This is a genomic window from Streptococcus oralis (assembly GCF_022749195.1).
Classification (GTDB): domain Bacteria; phylum Bacillota; class Bacilli; order Lactobacillales; family Streptococcaceae; genus Streptococcus; species Streptococcus oralis_CI.
Genome location: NZ_CP094226.1, coordinates 1,218,239 through 1,233,002, shown reverse-complemented (window position 1 = coordinate 1,233,002; position 14,764 = coordinate 1,218,239). Strand labels below are relative to the sequence as shown.

The following is a 14,764-nucleotide window of genomic DNA, read 5'->3' as shown; positions in this document are numbered from 1 at the left end:
ATGGAAAAGCGACAAGATAGACGGTCTCATGGACCTATTGATGGATTGTTAGAGAGAAGTATTGGTTTCTTTCGGAATTATAAATCCTGGACCAATGCCCAGTTTATTATTGTGTTATTGCTTGCAGTTGCCTTATCCATGGGGGGAAACTTATTAGTTCGAGCAGTACAAGGTAGTAAGGGAACAAGCCCTGGTAGCCAAAGTCTTGATTCTGCTAGTACATCTGGTCAATCCAAGGAAGATCAGTCTGGTGAAACAACGGCACGTATCATGGCAAATGGTGACCTTCTTTATCATATCCCTATCTACCGAACAGCTCTTAAAGAAGATGGGACCTATGATTTCCATGAAAATTTTGAGTATGTAAAACCCTGGCTCAAACAAGCGGATTTGGTGATTGGTGACTTTGAAGGAACGGTGAACAAGGACCACTACTTGGCAGGTTATCCTCTCTTTAATGCACCAGGGGAAGTCATGGATGCGATCAAGGATGCAGGCTACCAAGTTCTAGACTTGGCTCATAATCACATCTTGGATTCACAGATAGAGGGAGTTGTTTCAACGGCTCAAGCTATTGAAAAGGCTGGAATGACACCCATCGGAGTCTACACACATGAATCCCGAGACCAAGCACCTATAGTCATCAAGGAAGTCAATGGTATCAAGGTAGCTCTCCTGGCCTATTCTTACGGTTTTAATGGCATTGAGCAGTATATCTCTCAAGAGGACTATAATCGCTATCTTTCTGATTTGAATGAAGATAAGATGAAGGCAGAAATCGAGTGTGCAGAGAAGGAGGCGGATATTACTGTCATCATGCCTCAGATGGGAATTGAGTACCAGCTAGAACCAACGGAAGAACAGAAAACACTGTACCACAAGATGATTGACTGGGGAGCCGATATTATCTTTGGAGGGCACCCTCACGTCGTTGAACCTGCTGAAACAGTTGAAAAAGATGGGGACAAAAAACTGATCATCTACTCCATGGGGAATTTCCTCTCAAATCAACGCATTGAAACCATGCAAGATGAGGAAAATGCCAAGTGGACGGAGCGCGGTGTTCTCATGGATGTGACCATTAAGAAAAAAGATGGAAAGACAAGGATTGAAGCTGCCAAAGCGCATCCTACTTGGGTCAATCGAACACCCAAAGGGACTTACTCTCCAGAAGGCTATCCGCTTTTCCTCTATCAGACCTATATCCTAGAGGACTTCATCGAGGGAGGCAGTCACCGTGACAAGTTGGACGAGGCGACTAAGGAACGAATTGACACGGCCTATAAAGAAATGAATGAACATGTAGGGTTGAAGTGGTAGGTACTCGCCCTAAAGGAGATGAGATGACGATTAAATTGATTGCAACGGATATGGATGGAACTTTGCTGGATCCAAGAGGGCAACTGGACTTGCCACGTTTAGAAAAGATTTTAGACCAATTAGATGAACGAGGTATCCGTTTTGTCATTGCGACAGGGAATGAAGTTCACCGTATGAGGCAATTACTGGAGCACTTGGCGAGTAGAGTAGTTCTAGTAGTTGCCAATGGGGCGCGTATTTTTGAAAACAATGAACTGATTCAAGCGCAGATTTGGGATGATGCTACGGTTGACAAGGCTCTCCTTCATTTTAAAGGGAGAGAGTGCCGAGATCAGTTTGTTGTAACAGGTATGAAGGGTGGTTTTGTCAAGAAAGGGACTGTGTTTACAGACCTAGAAAAATTTATGACACCAGAGATGATTGAAAAATTCTATCAACGAATGAATTTTGTGGAAGACTTGCAAGCTGACCTCTTCGGTGGAGTGTTAAAGATGAGCATGGTTGTTGGTGAAGAACGTTCTAGTTCAGTTTTGCAGGAAATCAATAATCTCTTTGATGGTCATGTAAGGGCTGTTTCTAGCGGTTATGGCTGTATTGATATCCTGCAAGCTGGTGTTCACAAGGCTTGGGGATTGGAAGAATTACTCAAGCGCTGGAATTTGAAATCTGAACAAATCATGGCTTTTGGTGATAGTGAAAATGATGTCGAAATGTTAGAGCTGGCTGGAATTGCCTATGCTATGGAAAATGCAGATGATAATGTCAAGGCAGTTGCGACTGCCCTGGCACCAGCAAACAGCCAGGCGGGTGTGTATCAAGTTCTAGAGAATTGGTTAGAGAAAGAGGGATAGGGTGGCAGTACAGTTATTAGAGAATTGGCTCTTAAAGGAGCAGGAAAAAATTCAAACCAAGTATCGTGAATTGAATCAAGTATCTGTTCTAGAGCCAGATATCATCTTTATTGGTGATTCGATAGTGGAATATTACCCTCTTCAAGAGTTGTTTGGGGTTGCCAAGACGATTGTTAATCGTGGCATACGAGGCTATCAGACGAGATTGTTATTAGAGAATTTGGATGCCCATCTTTATGGTGATGCTGTCGATCAAATTGTTCTCTTAATTGGGACAAATGATATTGGAAAAAATATTCCCATGAATGAAGCCTTGGATAATCTTGAGCGTGTGATCCAATCAATTGCCCGAGAATATCCGCTGTCACAAATAAAGCTCCTTTCCATTTTGCCAGTCAATGAAGGCGAAGAGCACAAGCAGACAGTTTATATCCGAACCAATGAAAAGATCAGAGAATGGAATCAAGCCTATGAGGCTCTAGCATCTGCCTATATGCAGGTAGATTTTGTGCCGATTTATGATAGTTTGACAGATACAGAAGGGCAACTTCAATCAGCCTATACAACGGATGGCCTCCATCTAAGTGTATCCGGTTATCAAGCCTTATCAGAAGCCTTAAAAGGGTGTCTTTTCTAAAGAAACGGCTTGATTTTGCATTTTTTTTGAAGATAGGTTATAATAGTTCTAACATCCTGGGGTCGTTACGGATTCGACAGGCATTATGAGGCATATTTTGCAACCCGTGTGGCGACGTAAACGCTCAGTTAAATATAACTGCAAAAAATAACACTTCTTACGCTCTAGCTGCTTAAAAACCAGCAGGCGTGACCTAATTTGGATTACTCGTGTTCAATGACAGGTCTTATGATTAGCGAGATACGATCAAGCCTTGTCTAGTGGTTTGATAAGAGATTAATAGACTCGCAATTCCTAGACTTGAGTTATGTGTCGAGGGACTGTTAAAACAATACATAACCTATGGTTGTAGACAAATATGTTGGCAGGTGTTTGGACGTGGGTTCGACTCCCACCGGCTCCATTATGAACAGGTATACAGTAGATTTTTTCCAAATTGTATCCTTCGTTGTATCCTATTTATTCTAGTATGTTAGTGGAGAATTACTCAAGAGGCTGAAGAGGACGGTTTGCTAAATCGTTAGGTCGGGTAACTGGCGCGGGGGTTCGAATCCCCCATTCTCCGTTAGATAAACCCAGTGTTTTTCTAAACCAATCAACTTGGAGGTGGTCTCCAAGAGTAAATTTTCATAAAGAGGTGAAACATGAAAAAGATCAAGTTACTAAGTATCTTAGCACTTTCAACAGTTGTCTTGGGTGCATGTTCTGTATTTTCTAATCAGTCATCTGAAGCTTCTTCTGATAACAAGGAGAATACGGAACAAGTTGAGAAGAAAGATGAAGCAGCAGAAGTTAAAGAAAAAGTTACAAAAGATGCTGAAATTCTCTTAGACTCAGTTCTTACTAGCGACTCTAGTCGATTTAAGAAAATTTATGGCGACACTTATGAAAAATGGACTGAAGCCATATTTGCAGTTCAAACAAGTGAAAAAATCAAAGAAGAAGGTCTTTCACCTGCGTCTACCTACTCAGTACAATGGCATAAAGATTTTCCTGTAGAAACACCAGAAGAAACCATTTCAGGTTTCTTGAAGATGAAACGCAAGTTAATCCAAGATATCGGTTCTTACACTGTTAAGGATGTGAAGGTTGATGAATCTGGCAATACTGCAACTGTAACTTTTAACTCTAAAAAATTGCATTCTAAAGGGTTGACTTCATCAGTCAGAGAAGTTCTAACGATTCTCATTGGGGGTATCGATAACCTAGGTAAATACAATCAAGCTGGATCAAATGTTGATATTAAGCGTTACCAAACTTTGGTGACATATTGGATTTACGAACACCTCTTCAGAAAAGATTTTGCTACTTACAGTGATGTAGATGCTGAAGCTGCTCTTACACCTCTTACTACTGGAGATTTTGATACAGAAATCAAACTAACCAAGGATAAGGATGGAAATTGGCTTATTTCTCAAGAAGATTATCGTACTTTATCAACTGAGTTAATGGATACTACTGAGGGATATGATAAGATTGATCGTAAGAACTCTACAAAGTCTAAGAGCAAATCTACAGACAAGTCTTCTGATAAATCTTCAGACAAATCCACTGATAAATCAACAGACAAATCTTCAGATAAAAAAGATAAAAGTAATATCTAATCACAAGATTTAGAAGAAAAACAAGTAGTCTTAATAAACTACTTGTTTTTTTATGAATTAGGATACAAAAATGTGGTGTGATAGTTAGAGTAACTCAGCTTTTCATTTCTAGATATTGTTCTTAGAACGATAAAAAAACTGCATTAAGGTGCAGTTTTTCTTTATTCTACGGAAGACATGGGATTCGAACCCACGCACGCTGTTACACGCCTACCGCGTTTCCAACACGGCCTCTTAAGCCTCTTGAGTAATCTTCCAATACTTACTCAAATAGTCTACCATAAAGCTACTTATCTTGCAATAAAAATTTTGGAAATAAGAAAAATGATAGAATTTGACAGAAAATGACAAAATTTGCTTGACTTTGATAGAAAATGTGTTAGAATGAATAGTGTAAACGATAACAGGAGGTGATTTGGTGTTAAAAACTGAGCGGAAGCAACTGATTTTAGAGGAGTTAAATAAACATCATGTAGTTTCCCTAGAAAAATTGGTTAGTCTATTAGAAACATCAGAATCAACGGTACGAAGAGATTTGGATGAGTTGGAGGCAGAAAACAAGCTTCGCCGTGTGCATGGTGGAGCAGAATTACCCCACTCCTTGCAGGAAGAAGAAACCATCCAAGAAAAATCTGTCAAAAACCTTCAAGAGAAGAAGCTACTGGCTCAAAAAGCAGCCTCTCTTATTAAGGAACAAGATGTTATCTTTATTGATGCTGGAACGACAACTGCTTTTTTAATCAAGGAATTGGTTAATAAGAATATCACAGTTGTTACCAACTCCATTCACCATGCGGTTCAGTTGGTTGAAAAACAAATTCCAACTGTCATGGTTGGAGGAAGTGTCAAGATGGCAACAGATGCATGTATCGGGGGCGTTGCTCTTAACCAAATCAATCAATTGCACTTTGACCGTGCCTTTATCGGGATGAATGGTATCGACGATGGTTATTATACGACTCCAGATATGGAGGAGGGAGCCGTTAAGCGTGCTATTTTAGAGAATGCCAAACAAACCTATGTCTTGGTTGATTCGTCAAAGATTGGTCAAACTTGCTTTGCCAAGGTAGCACCACTTAAACGCGCTATTGTCATCACAAGTCAAGGGCATGAGCTCTTGCAGGCTATTAAGAAGAAAACGGAGGTAATAGAAGTATGATTTATACAGTCACACTTAATCCATCCATAGACTATATCGTGCGCTTGGACCAAGTTCAAGTCGGCAGTGTCAATCGTATGGACAGTGATGATAAGTTTGCTGGTGGGAAAGGAATCAATGTCAGTCGAGTTTTGAAACGCTTGGGTATTCCAAATACAGCGACTGGATTTATCGGAGGTTTTACTGGTAAATTTATCACAGATACTTTGGCAGAAGAGGAAATCGAAACGCGTTTTGTCCAAGTAGCTGAAGATACTCGTATCAATGTCAAGATTAAAGCAGACCAAGAAACAGAAATCAATGGAACGGGTCCAAATGTGGAACCGGCTCAGCTAGAAGAATTGAAAGCTATTTTGTCTAGTTTGACAGCAGAAGATACGGTGGTGTTTGCGGGTTCGAGTGCTAAGAACCTAGGCAATGTTATCTATAAGGATTTGATTGCATTAACACGTCAGACTGGTGCGCAAGTCGTTTGTGATTTTGAAGGACAGACCTTGATTGATAGTTTAGACTACCAGCCACTTTTGATTAAACCAAACAATCACGAACTTGGAGCTATCTTTGGAGTGAAACTCGAAAATTTAGATGAAATCGAGAACTATGCTCGTCAGTTACTAGCTAAAGGTGCACAAAACGTCATCATCTCTATGGCTGGAGACGGTGCCCTTCTTGTCGCATCTGAGGGAGCTTACTTCGCTAAACCAATCAAGGGAACAGTGAAAAATTCAGTGGGAGCTGGTGACTCTATGGTTGCTGGATTTACAGGTGAATTTGTCAAATCTAAAGATGCAGTAGAAGCCTTCAAATGGGGAGTAGCTTGTGGAACAGCAACTACCTTCTCGGATGACTTGGCAACAGCGGAATTTATTAAAGAAACATATGAAAAAGTTGAGGTAGAAAAACGATGAAAATTCAAGACCTATTGAGAAAAGATGTCATGTTGCTGGATTTACAGGCAACAGAAAAGACAGCTGTCATCGAAGAGATGATTAAAAGTTTGGTAGATCACGGTTATGTGACGGATTTTGAAACCTTTAAAGAAGGAATCTTAGCGCGTGAAGCTCTAACTTCCACTGGTTTGGGTGACGGAATTGCTATGCCTCACAGCAAGAACTCTGCTGTCAAAGAAGCAACGGTTCTCTTTGCTAAGTCAAACAAGGGTGTTGACTACGAAAGCTTGGATGGGCAACCAACAGACCTCTTCTTCATGATTGCAGCTCCAGAAGGTGCCAATGATACTCACTTGGCAGCCTTGGCAGAATTATCTCAATACTTGATGAAAGACGGTTTTGCTGACAAACTTCGTCAAGTAACATCAGCTGATCAAGTTATCGAACTCTTTGACCAAGCTTCAGAAAAAGTTGAGGAGCCTGTTCAAGTACCTGCTAATGACTCTGGAGACTTTATCGTAGCTGTTACAGCTTGTACGACAGGTATTGCCCACACTTACATGGCCCAAGAAGCCCTTCAAAAAGTGGCTGCTGAAATGGGTGTTGGGATCAAGGTTGAAACAAACGGAGCTAGCGGTGTTGGGAACCAATTGACTGCAGAGGATATCCGTAAGGCTAAAGCTGTTATCATCGCAGCGGATAAGGCAGTAGAAATGGATCGTTTTGATGGTAAACCTTTGGTTAACCGTCCAGTTGCAGACGGTATCCGTAAGACAGAAGAATTGATTAACTTAGCTCTTTCAGGAGATGCTGAAGTTTATCGTGCTGCTAATGGAGCAAAAGCTGCAACAGCATCTAATGAAAAACAAAGTATCGGTGGTGCTTTCTACAAACACTTGATGAGTGGTGTATCTCAAATGTTGCCATTCGTTATCGGTGGTGGTATCATGATTGCCCTCGCCTTCTTAATCGACGGAGCTTTTGGTGTGCCACAAGATAGTCTTGGCAATCTCGGATCCTACCATGAACTAGCTTCTATGTTCATGAAAATTGGTGGAGCAGCCTTTGGCTTGATGCTTCCAGTTTTTGCAGGATACGTAGCCTACTCTATCGCTGAAAAACCTGGTTTGGTAGCTGGTTTTGTGGCTGGTGCTATTGCCAAAGAAGGTTTTGCCTTTGGTAAAATTCCTTATGCTGCAGGTGGTGAAGCAACTTCAACTCTTGCAGGTGTTTCATCTGGTTTCCTAGGTGCCCTTGTTGGTGGATTTATCGCAGGAGCCTTGGTTCTTGCTATCAAGAAATACGTTAAAGTTCCTCGTTCACTTGAAGGTGCTAAATCAATCCTTCTCTTGCCACTTTTTGGAACAATCTTGACTGGATTTGTTATGCTAGCTGTTAACATCCCAATGGCAGCAATCAACACTGCTATGAATGACTTCCTTGGCGGTCTTGGAGGAGGTTCAGCTGTCCTTCTCGGTATCGTTCTTGGTGGTATGATGGCTGTCGACATGGGTGGACCTGTCAATAAAGCAGCTTATGTCTTTGGAACAGGTACGCTTGCAGCGACTGTTTCCTCAGGTGGTTCTGTAGCAATGGCAGCAGTTATGGCTGGCGGAATGGTTCCACCACTTGCTATCTTTGTCGCAACCCTTCTTTTCAAAAATAAATTTACCAAAGAAGAACGCAACTCTGGTTTGACAAACATCATCATGGGCTTGTCATTTATCACTGAGGGAGCGATTCCATTTGGTGCCGCTGACCCAGCTCGTGCGATTCCAAGCTTCATCCTTGGTTCAGCAGTAGCGGGCGGACTCGTTGGTCTTGCAGGAATCAAACTCATGGCGCCACACGGAGGAATCTTCGTCATCGCTCTTACTTCAAATGCCCTTCTCTACCTTGCCTTTGTCTTGGTTGGTGCAATCGTAAGTGGTGTGGTTTATGGTTACCTACGCAAGCCACAAGCATAAAATGGATTAGAATAGAAAGATTGTTACCATTTGGTGCAATCTTTTTCTCTATTCGAAATGGCTGTGAAATATGGTATAATAAAAGAATGGCAAACAAGAATACTACAAAAACAAGACGGAGACCGTCTAAAGCAGAACTTGAAAGAAAACAGGCTATTCAGAGGATGTTGATTTCCTTAGGAATTGCCTTATTGTTGATTATTGCAGCCCTTAAACTCGGTGCAGCAGGTGTCACGCTTTACAATCTCATTCGACTGGTGGTCGGAAGTTTGGCCTATGTGGCCATAGGCGGCCTCCTCATCTATCTTTTTCTTTTTAAATGGATCCGCAAGCAGGAAGGGCTTCTGTCAGGATTTCTCTGTATCTTTGCTGGCTTACTCTTGATTTTTGAGGCCTACTTGGTATGGAAATTTGGCTTGGAGCAGTCAGTTCTAAAAGGGACCTTGTCTCAAGTTATGACGGACCTGACTGGTATGCGGGTGACTAGCTTTGCTGGTGGAGGCCTGCTTGGTGTTGGACTCTATATCCCCATATCCTTTCTTTTCTCCAATATCGGATCGTACTTTATTGGAGTTCTCTTGATTCTAGTTGGGGCACTCTTGGTTAGTCCTTGGTCTATTTATGATGTCGCAGCCTTTATTGGAGCTCAGTTCAGATCCTTCATGGAAAAACAGGAACAGAGAAAACAGGAACGCTTTATCAAGAGAGAAGAAGAGAAGGCTCGTCAAGAAGCTGAAGAAGCCGAAAGAATTCAGAGAGAACTAGAAGAGCAGGATGCGCTGCCGCTTCCTCCTGTAGATCCTGAAACAGGAGAAATCTTATCAGAGGTACCAGACTACGATTTCCACCCAATTCCTGAGGAAGAATGGATCGAACCGGAGATTATCCTCCCTCAAACTGATTTTGACGTTCCAGATGTGGAAGAAGACTTTGAGGATGAAGAGGTGCAGGTTGATTTTTCTACCAAAGAAGCTCTCGAATACAAACTGCCAAGCTTGCAACTCTTTGCGCCAGATAAACCCAAAGACCAATCCAAGGAAAAGAAGATTGTTCGGGAAAATATCAAAATCCTAGAAGAAACCTTTGCCAGCTTTGGAATCAAGGTGACGGTAGAACGGGCTGAAATTGGACCATCAGTTACCAAGTATGAAGTCAAGCCAGCCGTTGGGGTACGGGTTAACCGCATTTCCAATCTAGCAGACGACTTAGCGCTAGCTCTAGCAGCTAAGGATGTTCGGATAGAGGCTCCAATCCCTGGTAAATCCTTAGTCGGAATTGAGGTTCCTAACTCTGAGATTGCGACTGTTTCCTTCCGTGAACTCTGGGAACAGTCTCAGACTAAACCAGAAAATCTCCTCGAAATTCCTCTAGGGAAGGCGGTCAATGGAACGGCTCGCACCTTTGACCTTTCCAAGATGCCCCACCTACTGGTTGCAGGTTCGACGGGATCAGGGAAGTCAGTCGCAGTTAACGGTATTATCGCGAGCATTCTGATGAAAGCAAGCCCCGACCAGGTCAAGTTTATGATGGTCGATCCAAAGATGGTTGAGTTATCTGTTTACAATGACATTCCTCACCTTTTGATTCCAGTTGTGACAAATCCACGCAAGGCCAGCAAGGCCCTGCAAAAGGTTGTGGATGAGATGGAAAACCGTTATGAACTCTTCGCTAAGGTTGGTGTGCGAAATATCGCTGGTTACAATGCCAAGGTCGAGGAATATAATAGCCAATCTGAGTACAAACAAGTACCCCTGCCTTTGATTGTTGTCATTGTAGATGAGTTGGCAGACCTCATGATGGTGGCTAGCAAGGAAGTGGAAGATGCCATCATTCGTCTTGGACAGAAGGCGCGTGCCGCAGGGATTCACATGATTCTCGCAACACAGCGCCCATCGGTTGATGTCATCTCTGGTCTTATCAAGGCCAATGTCCCATCTCGTGTGGCTTTTGCAGTTTCATCGGGAACAGATTCACGCACCATCTTGGATGAAAATGGAGCTGAAAAACTGCTCGGTCGAGGAGATATGCTCTTTAAACCAATTGATGAAAATCACCCAGTCCGTCTACAAGGATCCTTTATCTCAGATGATGATGTTGAACGCATCGTAAACTTCATCAAGGCTCAGGCAGATGCGGACTACGATGACAGCTTTGACCCAGGAGATGTTCCTGAAAATGAAGGAGATTTTTCTGATGGTGAAGCTGGTGGCGATCCGCTTTTTGAAGAAGCTAAGGCTTTGGTTATCGAAACCCAGAAAGCTAGCGCTTCGATGATTCAGCGTCGTTTGTCGGTTGGATTTAACCGTGCGACCCGCCTGATGGAAGAACTCGAAATGGCAGGTGTTATCGGTCCAGCTGAAGGAACCAAACCACGAAAAGTATTGCAACAATAAAAAAATAGCTTCTTTCCAAGTTTGGAAAGAAGTTATTTTTTTGATTACTGGTTCGTTTTAGTTTCAGAACTCGTCGTATTTGACTGTGTTCCATTATCGCTTGTTTCTTTATTTGTAGCTGGTGTAGAAGAGTCCTGAGTTGTTGTTTTCTGATCTTCTTTTTTCTCCTCTTTTTTATTGGATTGAGAAGTTTCTTCTTGCGTGGTATTTTCTTTAGTAGAAGTGTTGTCCCTATTAGGAGTAGTATTTTCCTGAGGGGCTTCTTTTTGAATTTCCTTGACAACAGTTGTTTGAGTTGTCGTCGGTTCTTTCTTGTTGTTTTTGTTATTATCCATAGCGTTCATGATGGTAATAGTAGCGGTGATGAGGCCAAGGATACTACCGATTGTAGCAATCGTTTTTTGAAAGACAGTAAATCCCTTTTTGATGTGTTCTGTTTTTGGTTTTGAAGTTCTACGATAGTTAGACATGATACTCTCCTTTAATTATGATTTATTATACCTCATTTCTTTAAAAAAATCTTAAAAAAAGAGAAACCTCCCTTTCTTGTCGCAGGTCTCTTTTCGTGATACAATAGAAGGAGTGATTTTAGAAAGCGTGAGAAAACATGATCTACTTTGATAATTCGGCGACAACCAAGCCTTATCCTGAAGCACTTGAAACTTATATGCAGGTCGCTTCAAAAATTGTAGGAAATCCATCCAGTCTCCATCGTTTGGGAGATCAGGCAACACGAATTTTAGATGCTTCCCGGCAGCAAATTGCAGATTTGATTGGGAAGAAAAGTGATGAAATCTTCTTTACTTCTGGTGGTACAGAAGGAGATAACTGGGTCATCAAGGGTGTGGCATTTGAAAAAGCCCAGTTTGGCAAGCACATCATTGTATCAGCCATTGAACATCCAGCAGTCAAAGAGTCAGCCCTCTGGCTGAAAAGTCAAGGTTTTGAGATAGATTTTGCTCCAGTTGATGAGAAAGGGTTTGTGGATGTTGAGGCGTTAGCAGGTTTGATACGTCCTGATACGACCCTCGTCTCCGTCATGGCTGTGAACAATGAAATTGGCTCTATTCAACCTATTCAAGCTATTTCGGAACTGTTAGCAGACAAGCCGACCATTTCCTTCCACGTTGATGCGGTTCAGGCGCTTGCCAAGATTCCGACCGAAAAGTATCTGACAGAACGAGTGGATTTCGCGACCTTCTCTAGTCACAAGTTCCACGGAGTTCGTGGTGTTGGTTTTGTCTATATCAAGTCTGGCAAGAAGATTACGCCTCTTTTAACAGGTGGTGCCCAAGAACGTGATTATCGTTCGACAACTGAAAATGTGGCAGGGATTGCAGCGACAGCCAAAGCTCTCCGTTTATCTATGGAAAAGTTAGCTATCTTTGCTAGTAAGACAGGGCAAATGAAGGCAGTCATTCGTCAAGCACTTCTGGATTATCCAGATATTTTTGTCTTTTCAGATGAGGCAGACTTTGCCCCTCATATCCTGACTTTTGGGATTAAAGGTGTTCGTGGTGAAGTCATTGTTCACGCTTTTGAAGACTATGACATTTTCATTTCGACAACCTCTGCTTGTTCGTCCAAGGCAGGAAAACCCGCAGGGACCTTGATTGCCATGGGAGTGGACAAGGATAAGACCCAGTCAGCTGTTCGCCTAAGCCTAGACTTGGAAAATGATATGAGTCAAGTCGAGCAGTTTTTGACCAAGCTAAAATTAATTTACAATCAAACTAGAAAAGTAAGATAGGAGCATTTATGCAGTATTCAGAAATTATGATTCGTTACGGAGAATTGTCAACCAAGCACAAAAATCGTATGCGTTTCATCAATAAACTTCGTAATAATATTTCAGACGTTTTGTCTATCTATCCTCAAGTTAAGGTAACCGCCGATCGCGACCGTGCCCACGCTTACCTCAATGGAGCAGATTACACAGCAGTTGCAGAATCGCTCAAACAAGTCTTTGGAATTCAAAATTTTTCTCCTGTGTATAAGGTTGAAAAGTCAGTGGACGTTCTGAAGTCTGCTGTCCAAGAGATTATGAAAGCTATTTACAAGGAGGGCATGACCTTTAAAATCACTAGTAAGCGAAGTGACCACAACTTTGAATTGGATAGTCGTGAACTGAATCAAACTCTTGGTGGAGCTGTTTTCGAGGCCATTCCAAACGTGCAAGCTCAGATGAAAAATCCAGATATTAATCTTCAGGTTGAGATTCGTGAAGAGGCTGCCTATCTTTCCTATGAAACCTTTCGTGGAGCAGGAGGATTACCTGTGGGAAGTTCTGGTAAAGGTATGCTCATGTTGTCAGGAGGGATTGACTCACCTGTAGCAGGTTATCTAGCTCTTAAACGTGGGGTAGATATTGAGGCGGTTCACTTTGCCAGCCCGCCATATACTAGTCCTGGTGCCCTCAAGAAAGCACACGATTTGACTCGAAAATTGACCAAGTTTGGTGGGAATATCCAGTTTATCGAGGTGCCTTTCACAGAGATTCAAGAAGAAATCAAGGCTAAAGCGCCAGAAGCCTACCTCATGACCTTGACCCGCCGTTTTATGATGCGGATTACCGACCGTATCCGTGAGGTACGAAATGGTTTAGTTATCATTAATGGGGAAAGTCTTGGTCAAGTAGCGAGCCAGACCTTGGAAAGCATGCAGACTATTAACGCTGTGACTAGCACTCCAGTCATTCGTCCCGTGGTTACGATGGACAAGTTGGAAATCATTGACATCGCGCAGGAAATCGATACCTTTGACATTTCTATCCAGCCGTTTGAAGACTGCTGTACTATTTTTGCGCCTGACCGTCCTAAGACCAATCCTAAGATAGAGAATGCAGAGCAGTATGAAAAACGCATGGATGTTGAAGGCTTGGTTGAGCGAGCAGTGGCTGGGATTATGATTACTGAAATCACTCCCCAGGTTGAAAAAGATACTGTCGATGAGTTAATTGACAATCTCCTCTAATCAGAAAATCCAGAAGAATTCAGAAAAACAAATGAAAAAAGTTAGTTATTTATCCTTAAAATGGACATTAACTGACTTTTTTTCTATTTTTATGGTATAATAAGATAAAATTTTGAATATAGAGAGTTTTCTGACAATGAATCATTCCTACTTTTATTTAAAAATGAAAGAACACAAACTCAAGGTTCCTTATACGGGGAAAGAGCGTCGTGTGCGTGTTCTTCTGCCTAAGGACTACGAGAAAGACACAGACCGTTTTTATCCAGTTGTATACTTTCATGATGGGCAAAATGTCTTTTACAGCAAGGAGTCTTATATCGGACACTCTTGGAAGATTATTCCAGCCATTAAGCGGAATCCTGATATCAGTCGCATGATTGTCGTTGCCATAGATAATGATGGTATGGGGAGGATGAATGAGTATGCGGCTTGGAAGTTTCAAGAATCTCCTATCCCAGGCCAGCAGTTTGGCGGTAAGGGTGTGGAGTATGCCGAGTTTGTCATGGAGGTGGTCAAGCCTTTTATCGATGAAACCTATCGTACCAAAGCTGATCGCCAGCATACGGCTATGATTGGTTCGTCACTAGGAGGCAATATTACCCAGTTTATCGGACTAGAGTACCAAGACCGAATTGGTTGTCTAGGTGTCTTCTCATCTGCCAACTGGCTTCACCAAGAAGCCTTTAACCGCTATATCGAGCGTAAGAAATTGTCGCCTGAACAGCGCATTTTCATCTATGTAGGAACAGAAGAAGCAGACGATACGGACAAGACCCTAATGGCTGGCAATATCAAGCAAGCCTATATCGATTCGTCGCTTCGCTATTACCGTGATTTGATTGCAGGTGGAGTAGGCTTGGATAATCTGGTCTTGAAAGTTCAGTCTGGAGCCATCCATAGTGAGATTCCATGGTCGGAAAATTTACCAGACTGTCTTCGATTTTTTGCAGAGAAATGGTAAGTTAGGAAA

General features: G+C 42.2%; 12 protein-coding genes, 2 tRNA genes and 1 other RNA gene. 13 read left to right on the top strand and 2 right to left on the bottom strand.

All coding sequences use genetic code 11. The annotated features are described in order from the left end of the window. The 6 genes from MP387_RS06040 to MP387_RS06015 all read left to right on the top strand — a co-directional run bounded on the left by MP387_RS06040 (position 1) and on the right by MP387_RS06015 (position 4,412). Positions 1–1,320 carry a CapA family protein gene (locus tag MP387_RS06040; RefSeq protein WP_242745778.1) on the top strand — a complete coding sequence of 440 codons (1,320 nt, stop codon included), beginning with the start codon at positions 1–3 and terminating at the stop codon, positions 1,318–1,320. 23 nt (positions 1,321–1,343) lie between these two features. Continuing rightward, a complete protein-coding gene (locus MP387_RS06035) occupies positions 1,344–2,171 on the top strand; it encodes an HAD family hydrolase (RefSeq protein WP_242745777.1) in 828 nt (275 codons plus the stop codon). 1 nt (position 2,172) lies between these two features. Continuing rightward, the gene (locus MP387_RS06030) at positions 2,173–2,808 is read left to right on the top strand and encodes an SGNH/GDSL hydrolase family protein (RefSeq protein WP_242745776.1); all 636 of its coding nucleotides are present in this window, start codon (positions 2,173–2,175) and stop codon (positions 2,806–2,808) included. Positions 2,809–2,866: 58 nt separating this feature from the next. Then, positions 2,867–3,214, top strand: a transfer-messenger RNA (tmRNA) gene (gene ssrA, locus MP387_RS06025). Positions 3,215–3,285: 71 nt separating this feature from the next. Beyond that, positions 3,286–3,373: transfer RNA gene (locus MP387_RS06020), tRNA-Ser, on the top strand. Positions 3,374–3,452: 79 nt separating this feature from the next. After that, on the top strand, positions 3,453–4,412 hold the full coding sequence (locus tag MP387_RS06015; RefSeq protein ID WP_242745775.1) for a hypothetical protein: 960 nt from the start codon (positions 3,453–3,455) through the stop codon (positions 4,410–4,412). Positions 4,413–4,581: 169 nt separating this feature from the next. On the opposite strand, the gene MP387_RS06010 is transcribed toward MP387_RS06015, so the two are convergent. Beyond that, positions 4,582–4,669 (bottom strand) — tRNA-Ser (locus MP387_RS06010). Between the two features lie 161 nt (positions 4,670–4,830). Between MP387_RS06010 and MP387_RS06005 the strand changes: the two genes are divergently transcribed. From MP387_RS06005 to MP387_RS05990, 4 genes are all read left to right on the top strand, one after another. Further along, a complete protein-coding gene (locus MP387_RS06005) occupies positions 4,831–5,571 on the top strand; it encodes a DeoR/GlpR family DNA-binding transcription regulator (RefSeq protein WP_242745774.1) in 741 nt (246 codons plus the stop codon). Then, positions 5,568–6,479, top strand: a complete 912-nt coding sequence (pfkB, locus tag MP387_RS06000; RefSeq protein ID WP_242745773.1) for a 1-phosphofructokinase — start codon at positions 5,568–5,570, stop codon at positions 6,477–6,479. The genes MP387_RS06005 and pfkB overlap by 4 nt, the downstream gene beginning before the upstream one ends. After that, positions 6,476–8,428 carry a PTS fructose transporter subunit IIABC gene (locus MP387_RS05995; RefSeq protein WP_242745772.1) on the top strand — a complete coding sequence of 651 codons (1,953 nt, stop codon included), beginning with the start codon at positions 6,476–6,478 and terminating at the stop codon, positions 8,426–8,428. The genes pfkB and MP387_RS05995 overlap by 4 nt, the downstream gene beginning before the upstream one ends. An 86-nt stretch (positions 8,429–8,514) precedes the next feature. Next, positions 8,515–10,821, top strand: a complete 2,307-nt coding sequence (locus MP387_RS05990; protein WP_278191885.1) for a DNA translocase FtsK — start codon at positions 8,515–8,517, stop codon at positions 10,819–10,821. A 44-nt stretch (positions 10,822–10,865) separates the two neighbouring features. Here the strand turns inward: MP387_RS05990 and MP387_RS05985 are convergent, their stop codons facing one another. Further along, positions 10,866–11,291 (bottom strand): DUF6556 family protein, encoded by a 426-nt coding sequence (locus MP387_RS05985; RefSeq protein ID WP_242745770.1) that lies wholly within the window; start codon positions 11,289–11,291, stop codon positions 10,866–10,868. Between the two features lie 137 nt (positions 11,292–11,428). On the opposite strand from MP387_RS05985, the gene MP387_RS05980 reads away from it, so the two are divergent. The 3 genes from MP387_RS05980 (at position 11,429) to MP387_RS05970 (ending at position 14,755) form a co-directional block, all read left to right on the top strand. Beyond that, positions 11,429–12,571: a cysteine desulfurase family protein gene (locus MP387_RS05980; protein WP_242745769.1), complete on the top strand. Its 1,143-nt coding sequence runs from the start codon at positions 11,429–11,431 to the stop codon at positions 12,569–12,571. Positions 12,572–12,579: 8 nt separating this feature from the next. After that, positions 12,580–13,794: a tRNA uracil 4-sulfurtransferase ThiI gene (thiI, locus tag MP387_RS05975; RefSeq protein WP_198459797.1), complete on the top strand. Its 1,215-nt coding sequence runs from the start codon at positions 12,580–12,582 to the stop codon at positions 13,792–13,794. A 136-nt stretch (positions 13,795–13,930) separates the two neighbouring features. Then, on the top strand, positions 13,931–14,755 hold the full coding sequence (locus MP387_RS05970) for an alpha/beta hydrolase (protein ID WP_001016816.1): 825 nt from the start codon (positions 13,931–13,933) through the stop codon (positions 14,753–14,755). The last annotated feature ends 9 nt before the right edge of the window (positions 14,756–14,764 follow it).

Excerpts from the sequence above, each read along its gene's own strand:
- MP387_RS06040 (WP_242745778.1), top strand. The coding sequence starts at position 1 with ATGGAAAAGCGACAAGATAGACGGTCTCATGGACCTATTGATGGATTG.
- MP387_RS06035 (WP_242745777.1), top strand. The coding sequence starts at position 1,344 with ATGACGATTAAATTGATTGCAACGGATATGGATGGAACTTTGCTGGAT.
- MP387_RS06015 (WP_242745775.1), top strand. The coding sequence starts at position 3,453 with ATGAAAAAGATCAAGTTACTAAGTATCTTAGCACTTTCAACAGTTGTC.
- pfkB (WP_242745773.1), top strand. The coding sequence starts at position 5,568 with ATGATTTATACAGTCACACTTAATCCATCCATAGACTATATCGTGCGC.
- MP387_RS05995 (WP_242745772.1), top strand. The coding sequence starts at position 6,476 with ATGAAAATTCAAGACCTATTGAGAAAAGATGTCATGTTGCTGGATTTA.
- MP387_RS05990 (WP_278191885.1), top strand. The coding sequence starts at position 8,515 with ATGGCAAACAAGAATACTACAAAAACAAGACGGAGACCGTCTAAAGCA.
- MP387_RS05985 (WP_242745770.1), bottom strand. The coding sequence starts at position 11,291 with ATGTCTAACTATCGTAGAACTTCAAAACCAAAAACAGAACACATCAAA.
- MP387_RS05980 (WP_242745769.1), top strand. The coding sequence starts at position 11,429 with ATGATCTACTTTGATAATTCGGCGACAACCAAGCCTTATCCTGAAGCA.
- thiI (WP_198459797.1), top strand. The coding sequence starts at position 12,580 with ATGCAGTATTCAGAAATTATGATTCGTTACGGAGAATTGTCAACCAAG.
- MP387_RS05970 (WP_001016816.1), top strand. The coding sequence starts at position 13,931 with ATGAATCATTCCTACTTTTATTTAAAAATGAAAGAACACAAACTCAAG.